The organism is Kitasatospora sp. NPDC051164, from assembly GCF_044455625.1.
Classification (GTDB): domain Bacteria; phylum Actinomycetota; class Actinomycetes; order Streptomycetales; family Streptomycetaceae; genus Kitasatospora.
Map to the genome: position 1 here is coordinate 22,342 of NZ_JBITFB010000032.1, position 23,818 is coordinate 46,159.

The 23,818-nt window shown below is 73.0% G+C and carries 22 protein-coding genes and 2 tRNA genes; 12 read left to right on the forward strand and 12 right to left on the reverse strand.

Annotated features, from left to right (window positions below):
• Positions 1-27 precede the first annotated feature (27 nt).
• On the forward strand, positions 28-564 hold the full coding sequence (pyrE, locus tag ACIBEC_RS36805) for an orotate phosphoribosyltransferase (RefSeq protein WP_360502354.1): 537 nt from the start codon (positions 28-30) through the stop codon (positions 562-564).
• A 130-nt stretch (positions 565-694) separates the two neighbouring features.
• Here the strand turns inward: pyrE and ACIBEC_RS36810 are convergent, their stop codons facing one another.
• Positions 695-1,414: a VTT domain-containing protein gene (locus ACIBEC_RS36810; RefSeq protein WP_360502357.1), complete on the reverse strand. Its 720-nt coding sequence runs from the start codon at positions 1,412-1,414 to the stop codon at positions 695-697.
• A gap of 297 nt (positions 1,415-1,711) precedes the next feature.
• Between ACIBEC_RS36810 and fbaA the strand changes: the two genes are divergently transcribed.
• Positions 1,712-2,734: a class II fructose-bisphosphate aldolase gene (fbaA, locus tag ACIBEC_RS36815; RefSeq protein WP_360502359.1), complete on the forward strand. Its 1,023-nt coding sequence runs from the start codon at positions 1,712-1,714 to the stop codon at positions 2,732-2,734.
• Between the two features lie 113 nt (positions 2,735-2,847).
• Here the strand turns inward: fbaA and ACIBEC_RS36820 are convergent, their stop codons facing one another.
• Entirely contained in the window at positions 2,848-3,267 is a 420-nt protein-coding gene (locus ACIBEC_RS36820; RefSeq protein ID WP_360502362.1) for a DUF3151 domain-containing protein, read from the reverse strand.
• A gap of 309 nt (positions 3,268-3,576) precedes the next feature.
• Between ACIBEC_RS36820 and ACIBEC_RS36825 the strand changes: the two genes are divergently transcribed.
• Positions 3,577-4,368: a DUF3152 domain-containing protein gene (locus tag ACIBEC_RS36825; protein WP_360502365.1), complete on the forward strand. Its 792-nt coding sequence runs from the start codon at positions 3,577-3,579 to the stop codon at positions 4,366-4,368.
• A gap of 104 nt (positions 4,369-4,472) precedes the next feature.
• Positions 4,473-5,174 (forward strand): hypothetical protein, encoded by a 702-nt coding sequence (locus ACIBEC_RS36830; RefSeq protein WP_360502368.1) that lies wholly within the window; start codon positions 4,473-4,475, stop codon positions 5,172-5,174.
• A gap of 3 nt (positions 5,175-5,177) precedes the next feature.
• Here ACIBEC_RS36830 and ACIBEC_RS36835 read toward each other — a convergent pair whose 3' ends face one another.
• The 4 genes from ACIBEC_RS36835 to purS all read right to left on the reverse strand — a co-directional run bounded on the left by ACIBEC_RS36835 (position 5,178) and on the right by purS (position 9,244).
• Positions 5,178-5,993, reverse strand: a complete 816-nt coding sequence (locus ACIBEC_RS36835; protein ID WP_360502370.1) for a sterol carrier family protein — start codon at positions 5,991-5,993, stop codon at positions 5,178-5,180.
• A 67-nt stretch (positions 5,994-6,060) separates the two neighbouring features.
• Positions 6,061-8,316, reverse strand: a complete 2,256-nt coding sequence (gene purL, locus ACIBEC_RS36840; protein ID WP_360502373.1) for a phosphoribosylformylglycinamidine synthase subunit PurL — start codon at positions 8,314-8,316, stop codon at positions 6,061-6,063.
• Positions 8,316-8,993: a phosphoribosylformylglycinamidine synthase subunit PurQ gene (gene purQ, locus ACIBEC_RS36845; RefSeq protein ID WP_360502376.1), complete on the reverse strand. Its 678-nt coding sequence runs from the start codon at positions 8,991-8,993 to the stop codon at positions 8,316-8,318. The genes purL and purQ overlap by 1 nt, the downstream gene beginning before the upstream one ends.
• Entirely contained in the window at positions 8,990-9,244 is a 255-nt protein-coding gene (gene purS, locus ACIBEC_RS36850; protein WP_030232982.1) for a phosphoribosylformylglycinamidine synthase subunit PurS, read from the reverse strand. The genes purQ and purS overlap by 4 nt, the downstream gene beginning before the upstream one ends.
• 468 nt (positions 9,245-9,712) lie before the next feature.
• On the opposite strand from purS, the gene ACIBEC_RS36855 reads away from it, so the two are divergent.
• From ACIBEC_RS36855 to ACIBEC_RS36885, 7 genes are all read left to right on the forward strand, one after another.
• The gene (locus ACIBEC_RS36855; protein ID WP_030056585.1) at positions 9,713-10,030 is read left to right on the forward strand and encodes an Lsr2 family protein; all 318 of its coding nucleotides are present in this window, start codon (positions 9,713-9,715) and stop codon (positions 10,028-10,030) included.
• A 164-nt stretch (positions 10,031-10,194) separates the two neighbouring features.
• Positions 10,195-10,267, forward strand: a tRNA-Gly gene (locus tag ACIBEC_RS36860).
• Positions 10,268-10,306: 39 nt separating this feature from the next.
• Positions 10,307-10,379, forward strand: a tRNA-Gly gene (locus ACIBEC_RS36865).
• A 175-nt stretch (positions 10,380-10,554) separates the two neighbouring features.
• Complete coding sequence (locus ACIBEC_RS36870; protein WP_360502378.1) at positions 10,555-11,580, forward strand: ABC transporter ATP-binding protein; 1,026 nt, start codon at positions 10,555-10,557, stop codon at positions 11,578-11,580.
• Positions 11,577-12,407: an ABC transporter permease gene (locus ACIBEC_RS36875; RefSeq protein WP_360502381.1), complete on the forward strand. Its 831-nt coding sequence runs from the start codon at positions 11,577-11,579 to the stop codon at positions 12,405-12,407. The genes ACIBEC_RS36870 and ACIBEC_RS36875 overlap by 4 nt, the downstream gene beginning before the upstream one ends.
• A gap of 90 nt (positions 12,408-12,497) precedes the next feature.
• A complete protein-coding gene (locus ACIBEC_RS36880) occupies positions 12,498-13,730 on the forward strand; it encodes a histidine kinase (protein WP_360502383.1) in 1,233 nt (410 codons plus the stop codon).
• 13 nt (positions 13,731-13,743) lie between these two features.
• A complete protein-coding gene (locus ACIBEC_RS36885; RefSeq protein WP_360502386.1) occupies positions 13,744-14,367 on the forward strand; it encodes a response regulator transcription factor in 624 nt (207 codons plus the stop codon).
• A gap of 33 nt (positions 14,368-14,400) precedes the next feature.
• Here the strand turns inward: ACIBEC_RS36885 and ACIBEC_RS36890 are convergent, their stop codons facing one another.
• From ACIBEC_RS36890 to purD, 4 genes are all read right to left on the reverse strand, one after another.
• Complete coding sequence (locus ACIBEC_RS36890; protein WP_360502388.1) at positions 14,401-15,300, reverse strand: phosphoribosylaminoimidazolesuccinocarboxamide synthase; 900 nt, start codon at positions 15,298-15,300, stop codon at positions 14,401-14,403.
• A gap of 111 nt (positions 15,301-15,411) precedes the next feature.
• Positions 15,412-16,950 (reverse strand): N,N-dimethylformamidase beta subunit family domain-containing protein, encoded by a 1,539-nt coding sequence (locus ACIBEC_RS36895; protein ID WP_360502551.1) that lies wholly within the window; start codon positions 16,948-16,950, stop codon positions 15,412-15,414.
• 331 nt (positions 16,951-17,281) lie between these two features.
• Entirely contained in the window at positions 17,282-18,865 is a 1,584-nt protein-coding gene (locus tag ACIBEC_RS36900) for a hypothetical protein (RefSeq protein ID WP_360502391.1), read from the reverse strand.
• Positions 18,866-19,401: 536 nt separating this feature from the next.
• Positions 19,402-20,649, reverse strand: a complete 1,248-nt coding sequence (gene purD / locus ACIBEC_RS36905; RefSeq protein ID WP_360502394.1) for a phosphoribosylamine--glycine ligase — start codon at positions 20,647-20,649, stop codon at positions 19,402-19,404.
• A 368-nt stretch (positions 20,650-21,017) separates the two neighbouring features.
• Here purD and ACIBEC_RS36910 point away from each other — a divergent pair, with 368 nt between their 5' ends.
• Positions 21,018-21,803, forward strand: coding sequence for an SLATT domain-containing protein (locus ACIBEC_RS36910; RefSeq protein WP_360502396.1), 786 nt, complete (start codon positions 21,018-21,020; stop codon positions 21,801-21,803).
• 61 nt (positions 21,804-21,864) lie between these two features.
• Here the strand turns inward: ACIBEC_RS36910 and ACIBEC_RS36915 are convergent, their stop codons facing one another.
• The gene (locus ACIBEC_RS36915; protein WP_360502397.1) at positions 21,865-22,512 is read right to left on the reverse strand and encodes a hypothetical protein; all 648 of its coding nucleotides are present in this window, start codon (positions 22,510-22,512) and stop codon (positions 21,865-21,867) included.
• A 117-nt stretch (positions 22,513-22,629) separates the two neighbouring features.
• Positions 22,630-23,709 carry a GntR family transcriptional regulator gene (locus tag ACIBEC_RS36920; RefSeq protein ID WP_360502399.1) on the reverse strand — a complete coding sequence of 360 codons (1,080 nt, stop codon included), beginning with the start codon at positions 23,707-23,709 and terminating at the stop codon, positions 22,630-22,632.
• Positions 23,710-23,818 lie beyond the last annotated feature (109 nt).

Sequence of the window (23,818 nt, forward strand, 5' to 3'; positions counted from 1 at the left end):
GATCGCCAGGCCCTAGACTGAACGCTCATGAGCAACGACCGCGACGCCCTGCTGGCACAGATCAAGGACAAGGCCGTCGTGCACGGCAAGGTCACCCTTTCCTCCGGCAAGGAGGCCGACTACTACGTCGACCTGCGCCGGATCACGCTGGACGGCGAGGCAGCCCCGCTGGTCGGTCGGGTGATGCTGGATGCGACCTCGCACCTGGAGTACGACGCCGTCGGCGGTCTGACCCTGGGCGCCGACCCGGTGGCCGCCTCGATGCTGCACGCCGCCGCCGCTCGCGGGCAGAAGCTGGACGCCTTCGTGGTCCGCAAGGCGGGCAAGGCGCACGGCCTGCAGCGCCGGATCGAGGGCCCCGAGGTGAAGGGCCGCCGGGTGCTGGCGGTCGAGGACACCTCCACCACGGGCGGCTCGGTGCTGACCGCGGTCGAGGCGCTGCGCGAGGCGGGCGCCGAGGTGGTCGGCGTCGCGGTGATCGTGGAGCGCGGCGGCGCGGGTGCCATCGCGGAGCAGGGCCTGGAGTACGTGACCGCGTACACCCTGGACGACCTGGGTCTCTGACGTCCGAGCCGCAGCACGGAACCGCCTGACGGGACCGCCTTGCCGGGAGCCTGACGGGACCACCTGACGAACGACAGAGGGCCGGGTCTGTTTCACGTGAAACAGACCCGGCCCTCTGGTGCGTCTGCGGTCAGCCCCGCCGGTGCCGACCGCCGCCGGCCTGGGCCGAGGTGTCGTCGGTGTGGTCGGCGCCGCCCGCCTTCTTCTTCTTCCGCTCGCGCATGACCTCGATCAGGATCGGCGAGATCGACAGCAGCACGATCAGCAGCACCGCCGGGATCAGGTACTTGTCGATGACCGGGGCGAGCGCGTCGCCGAAGAAGTAGCCGATCAGCAGCATGGACTCGGTCCAGAGCACACCGCCGATGACGTTCCACAGGAAGAACGTCTTGGCGGGCATCTCCAGGGTGCCGGCGACCGGGTTCAGGAAGGTGCGGACGATCGGCATGAAGCGGGCCAGCAGCACGGCCTTGCCGGAGCCGAACTTGTTGAAGTACTCCTCCGCCTTCACCACGTACTCGCGGCGGAAGATCTTCGAGTCGGGCTTGTCGAACATCTTCGGCCCGACCTTGGCGCCGATCAGGTGCCCCAGCTGGGCGCCGGCGATCGCCGCGATCGGGCAGCCGACGAGCAGGACCCCGATCGGCAGCCTGGCGCCTTCACCGAGCACCGACGAGGCGGCGCTCGAGGAGGCGACGCCCGCGATGATCAGCAGCGAGTCGCCCGGGAAGAAGAAGCCCACGAGCAGGCCGGTCTCCGCGAAGATGATCGCGATCAGCCCGATGGCGCCGAGGGACGAGATCAGGGATTTGGCGTCGAGCAGATTGACGGCCAACTGGTTGTAGTCCACGGGCGCAGGATAGCGGGCGGACCTTACGGACGAGCGGGCGTACCGTGCCCGGGACCCCTGTTCCGACAGGCGGGCTCCTGCTGACCTGTGGGCACGAGTCTGGGAAGATGGCCCAGGCGTCCGGTCCGCGGCGGCCCACCACCCTCATGGCCGTACGCGGAGGTCGCCTCGAAGCTTGGTGCCGGAGAGCCACACCGCAACGCCGCGCGTCGGCGGGCCGGCACGGAGTCGTCACGAAGGCGTACACAGCGTCGGACAGCACCGTCCGTACGCCGCAACCCGACAGGAGCGGATCGCATGCCCATCGCAACTCCCGAGGTCTACACCGAGATGCTGGACCGGGCCAAGGCGGGCAAGTTCGCCTACCCGGCCATCAACGTCACGTCGTCGCAGACCCTGCACGCCGCGCTGCGTGGTTTCGCCGAGGCCGAGAGCGACGGCATCATCCAGATCTCGACCGGTGGCGCGGAGTTCCTGGGCGGCCAGCACAACAAGGACATGGTGACCGGCGCGGTCGCGCTCGCCGAGTTCGCCCACATCGTCGCCGCCAAGTACGACATCACCGTCGCGCTGCACACCGACCACTGCCCGAAGGACAAGCTGGACGGCTACGTCCGCCCGCTGCTGGCGGTCTCCGCCGAGCGCGTGGCCAAGGGCGAGAACCCGCTGTTCCAGTCGCACATGTGGGACGGCTCCGCCGAGACCCTGGCCGACAACCTGGCCATCGCCCAGGAGCTGCTGGCCCAGGCCGCCGCCGCCAAGATCATCCTCGAGGTCGAGATCACCCCGACCGGTGGCGAGGAGGACGGCGTCACGCACGAGATCAACGACGAGCTGTACACCACCGTCAACGACGCCGTGCGCACCGCCGAGGCCCTGGGCCTGGGCGAGAAGGGCCGCTACCTGCTGGCCGCCTCGTTCGGCAACGTGCACGGCGTGTACAAGCCGGGCAACGTCGTGCTGAAGCCGGAGCTGCTGCGCGAGCTGCAGGACGCGATCGGCAAGCAGTACGGCAAGACCGACCCGTTCGACTTCGTCTTCCACGGCGGTTCGGGCTCCACCGCCGAGGAGATCGCCACCGCGCTGGAGAACGGCGTCGTGAAGATGAACCTGGACACCGACACCCAGTACGCCTTCACCCGCCCGGTCGCCGGCCACATGTTCGCCAACTACGACGGTGTGCTGAAGGTCGACGGCGAGGTCGGCAAGAAGAACACCTACGACCCCCGCACCTGGGGCAAGCTCGCCGAGGCCGGCATGGCCGCCCGCGTGCTCGAGGCCGCCCAGCAGCTGCGTTCGGCCGGCAAGCGCCTGAAGTGAGCACGGCAGCCGCGTGAAGTGAGCGCGATAACCGCGTGAACCAGGCGCGATAGCCGCGTGAGACACGGGTGCCCCCGGCGGAGGACCGCCGGGGGCACCCGCACGTCGGGTTCCTACTGCTTGAGCTCCGCGTACGCCTCCGCGCTGCTGTCCTTCAGGAACTGCCAGCAGCGGGTCTCCTCCTCGGTCTCCTTGATCGCGCCGGCCGCCCGCGCGAGCGCCGCCAGGCAGCGCAGGAAGCCGCGGTTGCCGCGGTGCTCCCACGGCACCGGGCCGTGGCCCTTCCAGCCGCTGCGCCGCAGCGCGTCCAGGCCACGGTGGTAGCCGGTGCGGGCGTAGGCGTACGACTCGACGTACCGGCCGGCCGCGTAGGCGTCGTCGGCGAGCATGGCCCAGGCCAGGCAGAAGGTCGGGAACTCGGCCGCCACCTGGGTCGGTGAGGCCGACTCCTCCGCGAGCATCCGGTAGGGCCGCTCCTCCTCGGGCAGGTGGGTCGGTTCGGGGCCGTCGAGAAGATTCCTGTGAATCGCCATGAGCTGAAGTCTGCCACCCGAGACGCAGGGGTCAACCGCCGCACCGCGGTCGGCGGGCCCGTGCCGCCGTGCGCTCGGTGCGCGAGCTGCTGGACCCGGTCCGTTCGCTGGGCATGCCGGCCGCCCGGGTCCACGGGAGCCGGGCGGAGATCCGGCCCGAGATGTGCATACCGGGTACATGGACATTCACCCGTTCGCCATGCCAAGGTGACGATCATGCCCGCAGTCCGACCCGCCAGCAGGCGCGCCGCCCCGTCCCGAAACGGCGGCCGCAGACGCCGCCGGCCGCGCCGGAGAGTAAGGCCTGGCATGCTCACGGCACTGGTGCTGACCGCCCTGGTGCTGGGCGCCACCGCGGTCATGCTGCACCGGCCCTCCGGCACGCCGACCGCCACTGCGACCACCCAGGCGAGGGCCGTCCCGCCGGGCGAGGTGACCACCACGACGTCACCGCCCCCGGCCCCGGTCACCGCCCCGGCGCCCACCCCGACGCCCCCGCCGCCGGCCCCGCCCACCCCCGCCGAACCGGACCCCGGCCCCACCGCGGGCGCGGGCACCTTCACCATCGCCCCCGCCACCGCCAAGGCGGTCGGGCGCGGCACCGTGCGCCGCTACCGGGTCGAGGTCGAGGACGGCATCGGGATCGACGCCGCGGCCGCCGCCGCCCAGATCCACGGCATCCTCGGCGACCCGCGCGGCTGGACCAACGACCACAAGAACGGCTTCCAGCTGGTCGCGAACGGCTCGTACGACTTCACCGTGAAGATCGCCTCGCCCGCCACCGTGGACAAGATCTGCGGCGCCTCCGGCCTGGACACCCACGGCGAGGTCAACTGCAACGTCGGCAACCAGGTGCTCGTCAACTCCAAGCGCTGGAACATCGGATCACCGCAGTTCAGCGGGCCGATCGACGAGTACCGGGCCCTGATCGTCAACCACGAGGTGGGCCACCGGATCGGCCACGGGCACGAGGGCTGCGCCGGCCCGGGAAAGCCCGCACCCGCGATGATGCAGCAGATCTACGGCCTCAAGGGCTGCACGCCCAACGCCTGGCCGTACTCGGCGGACGGCACCTACCTGAGCGGGCCCCCGGTCCCGTAAGACCCCGTCGAGCGGAACAGCGCGGAGTCGGAACAGCGCCGATTCGGAACAGAGTTGAGGTCGAATCGGCAACCGGCGGGGCCGCGGCGCCGTAACCTGCGGTCATGACCGCTGCCCAACGCCGTAGGCTCGCCGCCGTGTTCGCGTCCGCCGGGATCCTCCTCGGCACGGCCGCCTGCTCCTCCTCCCCGGGTGGCCCGCCCGGCTCCGGCAGCGTCTCCTACGACGGCGTCCGGTCGGTCGCCCGGCAGCTGCACCAGGACCAGCAGAACAGCTGCCCGTTCGGCCTCGACCTCGCCAAGGCCCTCAAGGCCGCCGAGATCCCCGGATCGGTCGGCCCCGACACCGCGGACGGGCCCGCGGCCGACGGCAGCGTCAGCGACGGCACGTCGCCGCAGCCGTGGCCGTCCGGCATGAGCCACCCGCCGTCCATGCCGTCCGTCCCGGCCGTGCCCCCGAACGCCGATGTCACCTGCGGCTACCGGGTCGGCGAGACCCGGATCGGCATCGAGTTGCTGGCGATCCCGCAGTACGGCGCGGTCAACCTGCTGCTCCCGCGCATCCAGGTCGCCGCACGGATCGGGGCCGCGCAGGTCCGGCAGTTCGCCACCGAGCAGCCCGACGCCGGGCAGGCCAAGCTCGTCCCCGGGGAAGGCACCGCGGCCGTCGCCCGGATCAGGCCCAGGGGCGCGGGCGACATCGCCCTGCTGCTCTCCCAGGACGTCGGCGACGGCGGACCGGACCGGGCCTTCACCGGCGAGCCGCTGCGCAAGGCCGCCCAGGCGCTGGCCGACCAGTTGGGCTGAGCGCTACCCGAGCACCGGCAGGTGGGCCGCCAGGTCGCTGCGCTCGCCGGACGCGGACACCGCGGCCGCCTCCACCGCCGTCGGCCAGTCGGTCCGACCGGTGGCCAGCCGGATCCAGGTCAGCGGGTCGGTCTCGACCACGTTCGGCGGGGTGCCCCGGGTGTGCCGGGGGCCCTCGACAGCCTGCACCACGGCGTACGGCGGGATCCGCAGCTCGACCGCACCGCCGGGGGCCCGCTCGGCGAAGGCATCGGCCAGCATCCGGGTGACAGCGGCGAGGGCCCGGCGGTCGTGCGGGAAGGCGTCCAGGCCGAGCGCGTCGGCCAGGTCGTCGGCGTGCACCACGGCCTCGACCAGCCGGGTCACCAGGTAGTCGGTCAGCAGCATCGACCGGCCCCCCAGGATGGTGATCCGCCGCCCCGGCTCCGCCACCAGCGGCCCGTCGAGCACGGCCTTCACGGCGTCGAGCGGCCGGTCGAACGCGGCGGCCACCTCCTCGGGCGGGCCGGCGAACCCGGTCGCCGCGTGCTCGGTCACCGCGGTGTCGACGGCCTCGGCCATCGTCCTGCTCAGCTCCGCGTAGCCGGCCAGCGAGAGCACCGGCCCGTCCGGCCCCTGGTCGTCCACCGAGGCCGGCAGGTGGCCCAGCGCCAGGCCCAGGTGGGCCACCAGCTCCCGCACCCGCCAGGAGCCGAGCCGGGTCGGCCGGTCGAGGTCCGGCGCGGTCAGCCGGTGCACCACGGCACGCAGCGCCTCGTTCTGCGCCGCCAGCGCGGCGCTCGTCTTCTGCGGCTGGTACGTACGGGACTTGGGAGGCATGGGCCCCAACATACGCCGAGGGGCGGACGGTTCCGTATCGGACCGTCCGCCCCTCTGGGTGCTGCGATCAGGCCAGCAGGGCCTCGATGACGCCGGTGTGGGCGTCCTTCAGCTCGGCCAGCGAGACGCTGAACTGCCCCTGGACGTCCAGCTCCTGGCCGTCCACGACACCGATCCGGGTGGCCGGCAGGCCACGCGCGGTGCACATGTCGTTGAAGCGGAGCTCCTCGCTGCGCGGCACCGCCACGACGGCGCGGCCGGCCGACTCCGAGAACAGCAGGACGAACGGGTCCGTGCCCTCGGGCACGATGATCCGCGCGCCGTGGCCGCCCTTGAGGCAGCTCTCGACGAGCGCCTGGCCGAGGCCGCCATCGGAGAGGTCGTGCGCGGCGTCGATCATGCCGTCGCGCGAGGCGGCGATCAGGATGTCGCCGAGCAGCCGCTCGCGCTCCAGGTCCACCTTCGGCGGCAGGCCGCCGAGGTGGTCGTGGACGGCCTGGGACCAGGCCGAGCCGCCGAGCTCGTCCGCCGTGTCGCCGAGCAGGTAGAGCAGCTGCCCTTCCTCGGCGAAGGCGAGCGGGGTGCGCCGGGTGACGTCGTCGATGACGCCGAGCACCGCGACCACGGGGGTCGGGTGGATGGCGACCTCGCCGGTCTGGTTGTAGAGCGAGACGTTGCCGCCGGTGACCGGGGTGCCGAGCACCAGGCAGGCGTCGGCCAGGCCGCGGGTGGCCTCGGCGAACTGCCACATCACGTCCGGGTCCTCGGGGGAGCCGAAGTTGAGGCAGTCGGAGACGGCGAGCGGCTTGGCACCGCCGGCCGCGACGTTGCGGTACGCCTCGGCCAGGGCCAGCTGGGCACCGGTGTACGGGTCCAGCTTGGCGAAGCGGCCGTTGCCGTCGGTGGCGACCGAGACGCCGAGGTTGGTCTCCTCGTCGATCCGGATCATGCCCGAGTCCTCGCCGACCGAGAGCACGGTGTTGCCGAGCACGTAGCGGTCGTACTGGTCGGTGATCCAGGACTTGGAGGCCTGGTTCGGGTGGCTCGTGACCTTCAGCAGGTCGGCCTTGAGGCCCTCGCCGGTGGTCGGGCGGGCCAGCCGCTCGGCGGTCGGGACGTCGGCCTGCAGCGCGTCCTGCCAGCTCGGGCGGGCGAACGGGCGCTGGTAGGTCGGCCCCTCGTGGGCGACGGTGCGCGGCGGGACGTCCACCACGAGCTCGCCGTGCCAGTAGATCTCCAGGCGCTCGCCGTCGGTCACCTCGCCGATGACGTTGGCGATGACGTCCCACTTCTCGCAGATCTCGAGGAAGCGGTCGACCTTGTCGGGCTCCACGATCGCGCACATGCGCTCCTGCGACTCGCTCATGAGGATCTCCTCCGGCGAGAGCGTGTGGTCGCGCAGGTGCACGGTGTCGAGCTCGATCCGCATGCCGCCGGAGCCAGCCGAGGCCAGCTCGCTGGTGGCGCAGGACAGGCCGGCGCCGCCGAGGTCCTGGATGCCCTTGACGAGCTTCTCGCGGAAGATCTCCAGGGTGCACTCGATGAGGAGCTTCTCCTGGAACGGGTCGCCGACCTGGACCGCCGGGCGCTTGGCCGGTTTGGTGTCGTCGAAGGTCTCGGAGGCCAGCACCGAGACGCCGCCGATGCCGTCGCCGCCGGTGCGGGCTCCGTACAGGATGACCTTGTTGCCGGCGCCGGAGGCCTGCGCGAGGTGGATGTCCTCGTGCTTCATGACACCCACGCACAGCGCGTTGACCAGCGGGTTGCCCTGGTAGCAGGAGTCGAAGACGACCTCGCCGCCGATGTTCGGCAGGCCCAGGCAGTTGCCGTAGCCGCCGATGCCCGCGACGATCCCGGGCAGCACGCGCCGGGTGTCGGGGTGGTCGGCCGCGCCGAAGCGCAGCGGGTCCATCACGGCGACCGGGCGGGCACCCATCGCCAGGATGTCGCGCACGATGCCGCCGATGCCGGTGGCCGCGCCCTGGTAGGGCTCGATGTACGACGGGTGGTTGTGCGACTCGACCTTGAAGGTGACCGCGTAGCCCTGGCCGACGTCGACCACACCGGCGTTCTCGCCGATGCCGACGAGCATCGCGTCCGAATCCGGCTTCTTGTCGCCGAACTGCTTCAGGTGGACCTTGCTGCTCTTGTACGAACAGTGCTCCGACCACATGACCGAGTACATCGCGAGTTCGGCGCCGGTGGGGCGGCGGCCGAGAATCTCCCGGATGCGCGTGTACTCGTCCTCCTTGAGGCCGAGCTCGGCCCAGGGCTGGGCGGCGTCCGGGGTCTGCTCGGCGTTCTTGACGGTGTCGAGGCTCATCAGGCGTTCACCAGCTGCTTCAGGACGGAAGTGAAGAAGCCCAGGCCCTCGGTGGTCGGACCGGTGAGCGGCTCCACGGCGTGCTCCGGGTGCGGCATCAGGCCGACGACATTGCCGGCGGCGTTGGTGATGCCGGCGATGTCGCGGTACGAACCGTTCGGGTTGACGTCCACGTAACGGGCGACGACCCGGCCCTCGGCCTCCAGCTCGTCCAGGACGTGCGCGTCGGCGACGAAGCGGCCCTCGCCGTTCTTCAGCGGGACGACGATTTCCTGGCCCGCCGAGTAATCCCGGGTCCAGGCGGTGTCGGCGTTCTCGATGCGCAGCTTCTGGTCGCGGCAGATGAAGTGCAGCGAGTCGTTGCGGGTCAGCGCACCGGGCAGCAGGTGGGATTCGCAGAGCACCTGGAAGCCGTTGCAGATACCGAGCACCGGCATTCCGAGCTTCGCCTGCTCGATGACGGTCTCCATCACCGGGGAGAAGCGGGAGATCGCCCCGCAGCGCAGATAGTCGCCGTAACTGAATCCGCCCGGCAGGACGACGGCGTCGACCTGGTGGAGATCCTTGTCACGGTGCCAGAGGGCGACCGGCTCGGCGCCGGCGAGGCGGACCGCCCGCTGGGCGTCGCGGTCGTCGAGGGAGCCGGGGAAAGTGACGACGCCGACGCGGGTGGTCACTTCGCCGCCTCCTCGACCCGGACGGTGAAGTCCTCGATCACGGTGTTGGCGAGAAAGGTCTCGGCGGCTTCGCGGATACGGGCGAGCGCCGCGTCGTCGACCGGGCCCTCCACATCCAGCTCGAAACGCTTGCCCTGGCGGACGTCGGCGATCCCGGTGAATCCGAGACGGGGCAGTGCACGCTGCACCGCCTGTCCCTGGGGGTCGAGGATCTCCGGCTTGAGCATGACGTCGACTACGACGCGTGCCACTGGCACTCCCGGTGGTGTCTTCGGTGAGGCGGGGGAACTCCAGACTACCGGTGGTTTCGGGCCGGATTGCTGGCCGGGGATAGCGACGCGCGTAGACCCGGGCCCCTTACGCCACAAGGGATCCGGCCTCCTGACCCCCCGTCCGGCACCACCGGTTTCCCCGGATTCGACGCCCGGAACGGCCCCCTCCGAAGAACACCCGAATACGGCACTTGGGGACAGATCCGCCCGTCCCGCTCATCGGTATCCGACAGTCCCGCGAAGACACGTGAATATCCGGAAAAGAATGCCGGACTCTTCGATTTCGACCCCCTTCGGGTGCAGAATAGGGCCACCTGTCGCGGCAAGTGCTGCGTATCAGGCGGGCCACCAGGCCTGCCCGTATGCGCTTGCGCGAGTTGGTGCACATCAGGCCCCGGGCGTACCCCCGCGGACCGGTGGCCGAATTGCCCGAGAGGATTGACACCCATGGCTCAGCGTGTAGTTGTCACGCTCTCCGACGACCTGGACGGCGGCGCCGCCGCGGAAACCGTCCACTTCGGCGTCGACGGGAAGTCGTACGAGATCGACCTGTCCGTGGACAACGCGGAAAAGCTGCGGGAGGCCCTCGCCCCGTTCGTCGCCGCGGGCCGCCGCCAGAGCCGCACCGGAAAGTCCTTCCGCCGCACCGCGCTCACCCCGGACCCGGCCGCCGTCCGCGCCTGGGCCCTGTCCCGCGGGATGGAACTGCCGGCCCGCGGCCGCATCCCCAAGCACGTGTACGAGGCGTTCGCCGAGGCGAACTGACCCCGCCCCTCGGGGGCACCCGCTCCCCCGGTCGCCCTGCCTGCCCAGGCCCAATGGCCTGGACCGAAAGGGTGGGGCGACCACCCCGAACGATGCTGTAGAGTATTCCTCGTCGCCGCAACGGAGAGATCCGAAGAGGCAGCTGGTGCCCCACAAGGCACCGTGCGGACGTGGCTCAGTTGGTAGAGCATCACCTTGCCAAGGTGAGGGTCGCGAGTTCGAATCTCGTCGTCCGCTCGCAGTGCGCGAGCACAGCACAACTCAATAGTTTGACCTGCGGACGTGGCTCAGTTGGTAGAGCATCACCTTGCCAAGGTGAGGGTCGCGAGTTCGAATCTCGTCGTCCGCTCAGGAACGAAGGGCCCCCTCGATCGAGGGGGCCCTTCGGCATTCCCGCCGCGAACCCCGAGCCTCGAACCTCGAAATGGTCCATGACATTTGTCATCGCCGACCCGTGGATCCGCACCGCGATGTCATGACGGCGCGCACTGCCCGCGCGGCCCGGGCGGCGGAAGGCTTGAGGCATGGAAACAAGCCGGCCCGCCAGCCACCGCGACACCGTGATCGAGGTCACCGACCTGCACCGCCACTACGGCAGCGGTGCCACCGGCTACCACGCCGTCCGGGGCGTCGACCTCGCCGTCGGCCGCGGCGAACTGTTCGCCCTGCTCGGCACCAACGGCGCGGGCAAGACCTCCACCATGGAGCTCATCGAGGGCCTGGCCGCCCCCAGCGGCGGCACCGTCCGGGTGCTGGGCCATGACCCCCACCGGGAGCGCGCCGCCGTCCGCCCGCGGATCGGCATCATGCTCCAGGAGGGCGGCTTCCCCGGCGACCTCACCGCCGCCGAGACCGGCCGGGCCTGGGCCGGGATGACCAGCAGCGCCCGCCCGGTCGAGGAGGCCCTGGAACTGGTCGGCCTCGCCCACCGCCGCACCGTCCGGGTCAAGCAGCTGTCCGGCGGCGAACGGCGCCGGCTCGACCTCGCGATGGCCCTGCTCGGCCGCCCCGAGGTGCTGTTCCTGGACGAGCCCAGCACCGGCCTCGACCCCGAGGCGCGCGCCGCCGTCTGGCGGCTGGTCCGCGAACTGCGCGCCCAGGGCACCACCGTGCTGCTCACCACGCACTACCTGGAGGAGGCCGAGGAGCTCGCCGACCGGCTGGCGATCCTGCACGGCGGCCAGGTCGTCACCACCGGCACCGTCGCCGAGGTGATCGCCGGACGGCCGTCCCGGATCACCTTCGAACTCCCTGAATTCGCCGGGGTCGCGCTGCCCGTCCTGGCCGGCGCCGAGGTCACCGTCGACGGCCGCAAGGTCACCGTGCAGAGCACCGGCCTCCAGGACACCCTCACCGACCTGCTCGGCTGGGCCCGGCACCACGGGATCGCACTGGGCGCCCTGGACGCCCGCAGTGCCTCCCTGGAGGAGGCCTTCCTCGCCATCGCCTCCGAGGCCGCCCACCAGGCCCCGCCGCGCACCGCACCGCCTTCAGGGCCCGCCGCCCCCGCCCGTCCCGCCCGCCGCCGCCTGATCGGATCCGCCCGATGACCACCGCCGCCCCCGCCACTCGCACGGGTGCCCCGAGCACCACCGCCGGCCGTCTGCTCGCCCTCGGCCGCGCCGAGGCCACCCTGCTGCTGCGCAACCGCACCGCCCTGTTCACCGCCGTGGTGTTGCCGGTGGTGCTGATCAGCTCGCTGCGCGGAATCCTCAAGAAGCAGGCCGAGGACAACCCCGGCCTGGACATCGACTCGATGCTGGTCTACGGCTCGGTCGGGATGGTCCTGGCCTTCGTCGTGTACTACAACCTGACCGCCGCTTACGTCGGGCGGCGCGGCGAACTGGTGCTCAAGCGGCTGCGCACCGGGGAGGCCAGGGACCTGGAGATCCTGCTCGGCACCGCCGTCCCCTCGCTCGCCCTCGGCCTGCTGATGGCCGCCCTGATCGGGGTCGGCGGCAGTCTCGGCCTGCACCTGGCGGTGCCGGTCAACCCGCTGCTGATGCTGGTCGGCCTGGTGCTGACGCTGGCCACCATGATCGCCCTGGCCGCGCTGTCCAGCGCCTTCACCAAGACCGTGGAGAGCGCGGGCATCACCACCATGCCCGTCATGCTGGTCATGCAGTTCGGCTCCGGCCTGTTCGTCCCGCTGGAGGTGATGCCCTCGCAGCTGGCCGACGTGTGCCGCCTGCTGCCGACCACCCCGGCCTTCCAGCTGATCCGGGTCGGCTGGTTCGGCACCGACGGCTCGGCCGCCCCGACCGACTTCTTCGGCAGCTGGGGCGCCGCCGCCCCGCACCTGGTCACCGGCACGGTCTGGCTCGGCCTGGCGGTCTGGGGCGCGGTCCGCTACTTCCGCTGGGAACCGCGCCGCTGAGCCCGGCAGAAGGGAATCCGAAGGATCCGCCCCCGTTCCGCCTCTGATATGAAGGCACCAACACGATCGTGATCAGACGGGGGCACTGCGATGGTCCGGGGGCCGATCCGCCGCTGGAAGGGCTACGGCAAGCCGCAACGCGCCGAGCTGTACTTCCGCTGGTCGCTCTACCTGGTGGCATGGTTCATGCTGCCGTTGAACCTGCTGGCCAGCGCCTCCTCGGTGCGGAACACGGATACGGCCCCCGCCGTGCGGGTCGCCCTGGTCCTGTCGCTCGCCTCGGTCCTGGTCACCCTCAGGGCCTACCGCACCTCGCTCGACCGCTACCTAGGGCGGCCCAGCACCTACCGGCGCTGGCTGACCGCCAACGCCCTCCTCACAGTGGCCGGTTCCTGGGCCGTGCTGCTGCTCGGCCCGTCCTCCGACGGGGTGTCGCCCCACCCCGGCCAGCCGTTCACCGTGGTGATCGCCGCCGCCCTGGTGGGCGCGACCGCAGGCCCCGCGGGGGTGGGCCTGGGGTTGCGCTGGGCCTTCCTCGCCGGAGCCGCGCTACCGATCGCGATCGCCCCCGCGATGCTGCTGGCCGGCGTCAGCCCCGCCACCACCTCGGGGTGGGTGTGCGGCGCGATCATCGGCACGCTCGTCCTGATCGGCAGCTGCCGCAGCTTCGCCTGGGTGACCGCCATCGTCTGGGAGCTGGACGCCGCCCGCGAGGCGCAGTCCCGGCTGGCCGTCGCCGAGGAGCGGCTGCGCTTCTCCCGCGACCTGCACGACGTGATGGGCCGCAACCTCACCACCATCGCGCTGAAGAGCGAACTCGCCGTCCAACTCGCCCGGCGCGGACGCCCGGAGGCCGCCGACCAGATGTCCGAGGTGCAGAAGATCGCCCAGGAGTCGCAGCGGGAGGTCCGGGACGTCATCCGCGGCTACCGCACCGCCGACCTGCACGCCGAGGCGATCGGCGCCCGCGCGGTGCTGCGCTCCGCCGACATCGCCTGCGAGATCGACCTCGGCGAGAACGCCAACGGGCTGCCGCTGCCGGTGCAGTCGGTGCTCGGCTGGGTGATCCGCGAGGCCACCACCAACGTGCTCCGGCACAGCGAGGCCGCCCGCTGCCTGATCCGGCTGCGGCAGGAGGACGGCCGGGCGGTGCTGGAGCTGGAGAACGACGGGGTGCCCGAGGTGCCGCTGCCCTCGCAGGGCGGCGGCACCGGGCTGCGCGGCCTGCGCGAGCGCCTGGCCGCCCACAACGGCGAACTGACCGTCCCGACCGCCGCACCCGGCACCTTCCGGATGCTCGCCATCGTCCCGCTGCCGGGCTGAGAGAGGCCTCCTGATGACCGAGAACCCCGCGCCCGTCCGCGTCCTGCTCGCCGACGACGAGCACCTGATCCGCGGCGCGCTGGCCGCGCTGCTCTCGCTCGAGGACGACATCGAGGTGGTCGCACAGGCCGGATCCGGTCCGGAGGCGCTGGCGATGGCGCAGTCGCACCGGCCCGACGTCGCGGTGCTGGACCTGCAGATGCCCGGCAAGGACGGCATCGAGGTGGCCGCCGAACTGCGCCGGCTGCTGCCGGACTGCCGCTGCATGATCGTCACCGGCCACGGCCGCCCCGGCTACCTGAAGCGGGCGCTGGAGGTCGGGGTACGCGGCTTCCTGCCGAAGACCGTCTCGGCGGCGGACCTGGCCGGCATCATCCGCACCGTACGGTCCGGCGGCCGGTACGTGGACCCGGAGCTGGCGGCGGACGCGATCAGCGCGGGCGAGACCCCGCTGACGCCCCGCGAGACCGACGTCCTGGAGCTGGCCGCCGACGGCACCCCGATCGCCGAGATCGCCGCCCGGGCCGCGCTCTCCCAGGGCACCGTCCGCAACTACCTGTCCTCGGCGGCCACCAAGCTGGGCGCGGAGAACCGGCACGCCGCGGTGCGGATCGCCCGCAAGCACGGCTGGATCTAGGACCTGCCGCGCTCGCGGGCGTCGCCGGGGGCGTTACGCCCAGGTGGTGCCGGTCAGCCGCTCGTACACCTCGATGTACTTGGCACGGGTCTGCTCGACGATCTCGGCGGGCAGCGCCGGCGGCGGCTGCTCGCTGTAGCGGTCCCAGCCGGAGGCCGGGGAGACCAGCCAGTCGCGGATCAGCTGCTTGTCGAAGGACGGCTGCGAGTGCCCCGGCTGCCACTGGTCGGCGGGCCAGTAGCGGGAGGAGTCCGGGGTGAGCACCTCGTCGCCGATCACCAGCTCGCCGTCCAGCAGGCCGAACTCGAACTTGGTGTCGGCCAGGATGATGCCGCGGTCGCGGGCGATGTCCCGGGCGCGGGCGTAGACGTCCAGGGTGGTGCGGCGCAGCTGGGCGGCGAGCTCGGCGCCGATCCGGCGGGCGGTCTCCTCGTAGGGGACGTTCTCGTCGTGCTCGCCGACCTCGGCCTTGAGGGCCGGGGTGTAGATCGGGGCGGGCAGCTCGGAGCTGTTCTCCAGGCCCTCCGGCAGGGCGATGCCGCAGACCGTGCGGTGCTCGTTGTACTCGGTCAGGCCGGAGCCGGCCAGGTAGCCGCGGGCGACCGCCTCGACCGGGACCATCTCCAGGCTCTTGCAGATCAGCGTGCGGCCCTTCCAGTCGGCGGGGGCGCCGGCCGGGACCTCGGTGGAGATCACGTGGTTGGGGACGATGTCGGCGATCCGCTCGAACCACCACAGCGACAGCTGGGTGAGGACGCGGCCCTTGTCGGGGATCTCGTTCGGCAGCACCCAGTCGTGGGCGGACGTCCGGTCGCTGGCGACCATGACGAGCTCACCCGACTCGGTGCGGTAGAGGTCGCGCACCTTGCCGGTGTGCAGGTGGACCAGGCCGGGCACCTGGACCGGCTCGGGCTTGGTGACAAATCCGCTCAAGGTGTCTCAGTCCTCAGGGGTCGTTCGCGGGCGCGGGGCACTGCGAAAGGGGAGGTCACTGCCCCTGCAGTCTTTCACGACCGCCCGGACGACGGTTTTCCGGTGTGGACCTCAGTTCTTGCAGAGCCGGTCCAGCAGGTTGGCGGTGGCCCGCTGGATCCGCTCGTCGGTCAGCCCGGGGCGGCCCAGCGCGGGCGACCAGGCGAAGGTGCCGGCCGCGAAGACGTACGCGCCGCTGGGCGCCCGGTAGAGCGAGGTCTCCTGGTAGCGGGTGCGGCCGGCCAGGTCCTGGTACGGGGAGTGCGCCAGCAGGACCCGCTCGGTGTGCTCGGGCAGCGCCACCTTGGGGTAGTACCGGTCGGCCTCGCCGGCGACCAGGCCGGGCAGCTCGTCGCCCTCCTGCAGGCCGGTGCCGTCCCAGAGCCAGTGCGCGGTGTGCCGGGCCACCAGCGGGACGGGCGCGGCGACCCGGCCCGAGTACTGCACCCCGAGCAGGTGCTGCTCGGGCTCCCCCGCGTCCCGCCACAGCGCGCTGGCGGCGCCGGTGGCGCCCGCGGCCGGGCTACCGGGCGGGGCCTTCTGCCGCTTGCGGCAGTTGAGCAGCCGGTTGGGCTCGCCGGAGGCGGCGGCGGTCAGCTCGACGCGCCAGTACATGGTGTTGGCGGAGAGGAACACCAGCGAGGTGCCGCCGTCCCGGGCCCGCTCGGCGGCCCGGCGCATCGGCTCGGACCAGTACTCGTCGTGGCCGGGGAAGACCAGCGCCCGGTGCCGGGACGGGTCGACCAGACCGGCGTGCAGGTCGGTGGCGGTGGCGTAGGAGAGGTCGTAGCCGTAGCGCTCGGCCCAGCGGATGAAGTCGTACGCGTGGCCGACGTGCAGCGGCAGCCCAGCGGTGGCGTGCGGGCGGTCGAAGGAGACGGTGACGGCCGCTTCCGGCTCGCCGACCAGGCCGCCCGTGCCGTCCCAGGCGTGGTAGAGGCTGGCGCCGGTGCGGCCGTCCTCGGGGAAGAGGTTGTACGCCTGCCAGGTCACGTCCGGGAGCACCAGGAGCAGTTCGGCGGTGTGCCCATGGTCCTCGAAGTCCCGGACGGTGAACGGGATGTGGCTGCGGTGCAGCATGTCCGCGGTGGTCAGCACGGCGACGTACGAGCCGGGCTTCCAGTGCGCCGGGACCTGCAGCCGCCAGGAGTGCCACCAGTGGTGGCAGGAGACCGTGCGGTCGACCACCAACGGGGCGGGTTGGGCGAGCCCGGCGATCAGCGGGCTGGAGGTCATGTGGCGGGCGCCGTCGCCGCCGTAGTGGCCGATCCGGTAGACGTCCACGGTGAACTCGCGGGGCGGGTTGACGGTGACCCGGAAGTCCACCGAGCCACCGGGGCGGATCACTCCGGCCGAGGCAAAGCCCTTGATCTGCTGGTCCACGTCGTTGGAGCTCTGCGGGGTGCCGACCGGCGGCTTGGGCCGGGCGCCTGCGGTCAGCGGCTGCTGGCCGGGCGCGTCCACCGAGACGTACCAGGGGACGGCGCCCTCCGCCCCGGCCAGGTACTGGTCCGGGCTGCGCAGCCAGGGCAGCGGGCCCTGGCCGAAGGGGTCGGAGACGCTGTAGGCATGCGTTCCGGACTCCCAGCGGCGGTTGAGTTCGGTGCCCACGCGCCCCTCCCAGGTGCACTTCTGTGACTCCTCGCTCACCTCCGGGCGCTCCTGGTCCGGTGCCGACGGTCCTCGCTCGCACGCTCGCTGCGCTCGCTCGTCGCTTTCGGCACCGGCGCGCCCTTCGGCCCCCGAGGACCGGTTGGCACGTGCCCCCCGGATGTGCGTGCGGTCTAATACACCACAGAGTGCTGGCGCTCCGTCACCTTCCGGTGCCAATTGGTGCCGGGAATCTTGCGGTCCGCCCGGAGGGGGCCTCCGGCCTGCGGAGACGACCGGCGGCCGACTCGTCCGGGGGCGCGTGCGGGGGCGTCGAGCGCCGTCCCACCCGTCACAGCCGGACGGGTTTCTCCAGGCGGACGTCGGCGGCGTCCAGCCAGGCCCGCAGCGGGCCGTCCTGGCCCTGTTCGACGGCCTGGGCGACCGGGCCGGCCAGGTCGGTGCGGCGGACCCCGCCGAGCAGCAGCACCGGGCCGTCCAGCCAGTCCAGGCCGGGGACGCCGCCGGCGGTGTCCACGGCCGCGCAGCAGACCATCGCGGTGACGTGGTCGACCAGCAGGTCGCGGCCGGAGCGGTCGGGTTCGAGCAGCGGGGCCGGGGCGGTGGTGCGGTCCGGCCGGGCGGCGAGCGCCGCGGCCAGCCGCTCGCCGTCGCCCTCGGCGAGCCGGACCAGCAGCCGGGTGAGGGTCGGGGAGCCGGGGCGGGACTGCGGGGCGGGCCGGTCCAGGGCGGCCTGCAGGCCGGCGGCGCCCGCCCGCCAGCCGGCGTCCACCACCTCGGCCGGGTAGTCGGCCCACTCCAGCTCGTGCCAGGCGCCGGCCGCCGGGCGGCCGAAGAACAGCTCGGCGGCGAGCCGGGAGACCGCCCGGTCGACGGTGCCGGGCTCCTCCAGCAGGTCGCAGGCGGGGCGGTCGCCGAGTCGGCTGCCGTAGCCGTCGGCCAGCCGGTCGCGGCGGGACAGCTCGGTGAGGGCGGCGACCACGCCGGCATTGAGGTGGGCGGGGTGGCGGCCGAGCCGCCAGGCGGGCAGCGCGACCCGGGTGAGCAGCCGGTCCCAGCCGGCGTAGGCGAGGCCGACCTGCTCCTGGGCGGCGATCCGCAGACCGTAGTCGACTGTCCTGGCCTGCTCGGAGGCCCAGCTCGCGACGGAGCGCTCCAGTTCGGCGGAGTGGCCGCGGCAGGCGCCGAGCAGTCGGCGGGTGATCCGGCGGGTGACCCGGTCGGCGAGTGCGGCCGGGCCGCGCCGGGGCGGCCGGGGCGGGGCGGCCAGGGTGCCGCCGCCGAGGCCGGGGGCCGCGCCCTGGCCGGAGTCCAGGCACGCGTCCAGGCCGCGCAGGAAGCGGCGGGCGGCGGCGATCTCCGGGTCGGCGGAGGCGGCGGTGCCGGCCACCACGGGGGCCAGCAGGGCGCGCAGCTCGCCGGCCCGCATCCACCAGAGGAAGGGCGAGCCGATGACCAGGACGGGCGCCGCAGGCTCGGCGTGCGGCCGCAGCGGGCCCGGGTGCCGCAGCGGGGGGACGTCCTCCAGCCAGCTGTCGCAGTCCGGGGTGAGGGCGATCGCGGAGGGCGCGGGGACGTCGAGCCGGTCGGCGAGTTCGTTGATCAGCCGGTACAGCTCGGGAGCCTCGGCGCGGTCCAGCGGGACGGCGGGAGTCCGGGGCGGCTCGGCCCGGCGCAGGGCGCGGGCGGTCAGCCCGGCGACCAGCAGGGTCAGCGCGGCGACCGCGCAGACCGTCCAGCGGGCGGCGTCCCAGCCGGTCGCGTCGGCGGCGCCGGGCGCGCCGATCCGGCCGGTGAACCGGCCCGCGAGCAGGACCACCGCCACGGCGGTGGGCAGGACGGCGGAGGCCAGGGCGAGGCCTCGGACCCGCAGGACCGCCTGGGCGTGATGGCGCGCGGTGTCGATAGCGGCCATACGGTGCGGCACCCCCTTCGGAGCCCTCGGGTGCCCGGCTACGGGCCCTGAGCCGACTCGAACGATCAGTTCCGACCGGGAAGCGGAGGCGTCCGATCCCGGTAGTGCATGCTGCGTGGCGCTACTGACATTTTCGACGCCCGGTCCGGGTGGTCGTTCCGGATCGCCCCGGTTTCCACTCGTCCCGGTGACGTCGCCCGAATTCCGGACGCCCGCCACCGGTCCGGTGCGAAGCACCCGGCGACCGCCCGGCCGGACGCCGTCCAGCATCCCCCCGCGGGAGCGCCGCTACCCGGCGGCGCCCCCGGCGCGCGGGCCCCGTGCGCTGCAATCCAGCGCACCATAAGGCCGGGCAGCCGGTTACGTCAGCTGGATGCGGTTGCTGTCACCCGATGGGCTGGAATCCGTCGACCGAACGGTGTGTCCGCCCCTGGAATCACTCCCGTCCCGAAACGCCGGAGGCGCTGCGCCCATGGGGTTGATTCCCACGGTCCGCAGCGCCTCCCTCGAAACACCCCGGGAGCAGCCGAACTTCCCTACGCGGTGGCCGCCTTCAGCGCGATGTCGGTGCGGTGCTGGCCGCCCTTGAGCGAGATCCGGTCCACCGCGGCGTACGCGCGCTCGCGTGCCTCGGCGAGGTCGGCGCCGGTCGCGGTGACCGACAGCACGCGGCCGCCGGCGCTCAGCACCTGCCCGTCCTCGCCCGCCCTGGTCCCGGCGTGCAGCACGAACGCGGTACCGTCCGCCTCGGCCTCGGCCAGGCCCTCGATCGGGTCGCCGGTGCGCGGCGCGGCCGGGTAGCCCTCGGAGGCGACGACCACGGTGACGGCCGCGCCCTCGTCCCAGCGCAGCGGCTCCAGCTGGTCCAGGGTGCCGGTGGCGGAGGCCAGCAGCACGGCGGCCAGCGGGGTGCGCAGCCGGGCCAGCACGACCTGGGTCTCCGGGTCGCCGAAGCGGGCGTTGAACTCGATCACCCGGGTGCCGCGGGAGGTGAGCGCCAGGCCCGCGTACAGCAGGCCGGAGAACTCGGTGCCGCGGCGGCGCAGCTCGTCCACGGTCGGCTGCAGGACGCTCTCCAGGACCTCCTCGACCAGCCCGGCGGGCGCCCACGGCAGCGGCGAGTAGGCGCCCATGCCGCCGGTGTTGGGGCCCTCGTCGCCGTCCAGTGCGCGCTTGAAGTCCTGCGCGGGCTGCAGCGGGACGACGGTGGTGCCGTCGGTGATCGCGAACAGCGAGACCTCGGGGCCGTCCAGGTACTCCTCGATGACCACGCGCTCGCAGGAGGCGGCGTGCGCCAGTGCGGCCTCGCGGTCGGAGGTGACCACGACGCCCTTGCCGGCGGCCAGCCCGTCGTCCTTGACCACGTACGGGGCGCCGAAGGCGTCCAGCGCCTCGGCGGCCTCCGCGGCGGTGGTGCAGACGTAGGAGCGGGCGGTGGGGACGCCGGCGCCGGCCATCACGTCCTTGGCGAAGGCCTTGGAGCCTTCCAGCTGGGCGGCCGCGCCGGACGGGCCGAACACCGGGATGCCGGCCGCGCGCACGGCGTCGGAGACGCCGGCGACCAGCGGGGCCTCCGGGCCGACGACGACCAGGTCGGCGCCGAGCCGCTCGGCCAGCGCGGTGACCTGTGCGCCGTCGAGCTGGTCGACCGGGTGGACCGTCGCCACCTGTGCGATCCCGGCGTTGCCCGGGGCACAGTGCAGCTCGGTCACGGCGGGATCTTGGGACAGAGAGCGGCACAGGGCGTGTTCGCGGGCGCCGCCGCCGATGACGAGGACCTTCACGCCTGGAAGCGTAGTCGGTGGCCCGTTCCGGCCGCCCTCCGGTCCCGTCGGATCCTCCAGGAGAAGAGCTCCGTACGCCGACGATGCCGGAGGATCCTCCAAGCCCGAGGGGGTCCGGTGGACGGTGGGTGCGCGAGTCACGACCGCGGGTCACCGGGCCCTCGCTCGGACGGGTGAAATCTCGCCGAGCCCCGCAACCCGCTCACCTCGGGTTCCGATGGCCTGAACCGGTAACGATCAACCGGGAAGCTCCCCCATGGTCAGCCATTTGGCGGTAAGAAGTGCTGTTGGACAACCACCGGCAGACGTCACGTCAGCCGATGCGCCGCCAGTACCCAGCCGCCCGCCCGCCACAGGGAGCCCCACAGGTGAGCCAGCCGGAAATGCAGCCCGAGGAGAGTGCCTGGGGCAAGGAGATCGGCGAGGAGGACCCGCCCGCGACCGCCGTGGTCCAGCCGGCCTCCACCCGCCGTCGGACCGATCTGAGCACCCGCCAGTTCCCGCTCGGGGACTGGGGCGAGCCGGCCGAACGGCTGGAGGAGCTCTACCGCTGGTCCGAGGAGCGGGCGGTCGAGGCGATCGAGTGGTACCGCCGGGACCGGATCTGGAAGCGCCGGTGGGCACGCCTGCTGCGCTTCGGCACGGCCGGCTTCGCGGTGGGCGGGGTGACCGCCCCGCTGGTCGACCTGGCCGGCAGCTTGGCGCACGGCACCGGTTGGGGCTACGTCGGGCTGGCGCTCTCCGCCGCCTGCTACGGCGTCGACCGGGCCTTCGGCCTCACCTCCGGCTGGATGCGGGACGTCTCCACCGCGCAGGCCCTGCAACGCCGCCTGGAGGCGTTCCAGTTCGACTGGGCGTCGGAGTGCGTGCGCGAGGTGCTCGGCCCGACCGAGGGCACCGCGGGCGAGGCCGCCGAGCGCTGCCTGGGCGTACTGCGCCGGTTCTGCGAGGACGTCTCGGACATGATCCGCACCGAGACCTCGGAATGGATGCTGGAGTTCCGCGCCTCGATGACCCAGCTGCCCACCCAGGCCCCCGGGAGCTGGGGCGGGCGCTCCGAGCCGGGGGTCGGCGCCCAGGTGCGGGTGCTGCCGCCGCCGGGCACCAGGCCCACCATGCCGCGCCAGCGGCCGCCGGAGGGGCCGCTGCGGTAGGGCGCCTCGGTGGTCGTGGTCGTAGCGGTGGTCGTAGCGGCCGCCGCCCAGGCCGTGGGCGCTACGCGAAGACGATCATCGAGCCCTGGGTGACGCTCCGGGCCGCCGCCGCGTACAGGCCCGACCAGGCGTGCCGTTCCCGGGCGAAGGGGTGCACGTCGTCGATCGGCGGCCCGAACGGCTGCTCCAGACCGGTCGGGCCGAGCGGCCGGGTCGGGTCCGGCGGGTTGAGCGGGTCGATGCCCAGCGCCGGTGCCACGGCCTGCAGTTCACGCAGCAGTCCGTGGCTGGAGCCGAGCGGGCCGCCGGAGGCGAGCAGCGCGTCGTCCACCAGCGGCACCGCGAACTCGATCGGCACGTACGCGCCCGCGTGGTCGAAGTGCCATACCAGGTGCGACTGTTCGGCGCTGCTCTCGAACATCTCCAGCAGCTGCTCGTAGTCGCCGCCGAGCGCGTCGACCGGGGTGATGTCCAGGCCGGTGAGGCCCAGCAGGTAGGCGCGGCGCAGGAAGTGCAGCGAGTCGTAGTCGAAGGCGGCTATCGGCTCGACCGCGCCGCTGAGGCCCGGGACGAACTCGTAGACCGGCACCTCGGGGAGCCCGTACGAGGTCAACACCGCGTTGTAGAGGGCTAGATCGTCCCGGAACGGGTTGTCGGGGCTGTGGCTCAGCACGTCCACCAGTGGGACGAGCCAGAGGTCGCAAGCCATGGCCGGCAGTTCCTCTCCGGGCGGCGGGGATCGCCCGCGGGGCGGGGCGACGACGGGGGCGGAGTCGGTACTCGGACGGCCCTTTTCGGGGGGCGCCCGGTTCGACGCCCGCTCACCCTACCGGCCCGGGGCGGTGTGCGGGTCGGGCCGTCCCCGCGGAGCCTCGGGGGCCGACGAAGGCAGCCGTCGGCCGAACCGGCCGTACGGCACCGAGCGGGGCTGCGGCACCAGGCCGAGGCCCAGGCCCAGCTCCCGGCCCAGCTCCCGGCCGACCTCGTCACCGCGCAGCGGCCGCTCGCCGCGGGCCCCGCCGAGATCGGCGGCGGGCTCTCCGGGGGGCCGCGACAGAGGCCCGAACGCGGGCGCGGGCTCCGCGGACGACGGCTCGGCCGACGGCTCGGACGCCGACTCGGACAGCGGCTCGGACGCCGACTGGGCCGGGACGGGCGGCGGCTCCGTCCCGGTGGTCTCGGCGAGCAGTCCCAGGACGGTCACCGACTCCAGCGGCTGCCCGGCCAGCTCGGCAAGCAGCCGGGCGGTGTACAGGTTGTACTCGCAGATGATCCGGTGCGCGCCGGCCAGGTCGCCTGCCTCGATCGCCTCGACCAGGTCGGGGTGGCGGTCCCAGCAGACCCCGGCCAGCCTGGGCATCTCCCGCAGGTAGGGGGCGGCGAACATCCAGGACTGCACCCGCAGCCAGTCCAGGTAGTCGGCGATCCGGCGGTTGCCGAGCAGCCCGGCGACCTCCTGCCAGAACCGGCGGTCGCAGCCCACCATCACGTCCAGGTTCCCGGCCCGGGCGGCCCGGACGGCCGCGTCGGCCCGGCGGTGCAGCGAGGGCAGCCGGGTGAGGTCGGGCAGGGACCGGCGGGTGGAGAACTGGCGGTGGAAGCTGTCGGTGAGCAGCACCCGGGACTCGAAGATCTCCAGGAAGTCGTCCCAGCACAGCTCGGGCACCGTGAAGCCGCGGTGGTGCTCGGCGCGCAGCAGCCCCTGCGCGCCGAGGTCGACCAGCGCCTCGCGGGCCGGGGTCGCGGAGACGCCGTACAGCTCGGCGATCTCCTTGACGGTGAAGTTGCGGCCGGCCTCCAGTCGGCCGGCCATCATCTCCTCCCGCAGCGCGCCGGCGATCTGCTCGCGCAGGCTGTTGCGGTGGATGACGGGGCGGGGGGAGTCGCCTGCGCCGTTGCCAGGCATGGGCGCGACCTCCTCGGGCGGGCCAACCGTGCCGGGCCTCGACGGACCGGCGGGAACACGACGAGTGCTCATCTTCTCAAACCCGCCCGGGCCACGTACGAACCAACCC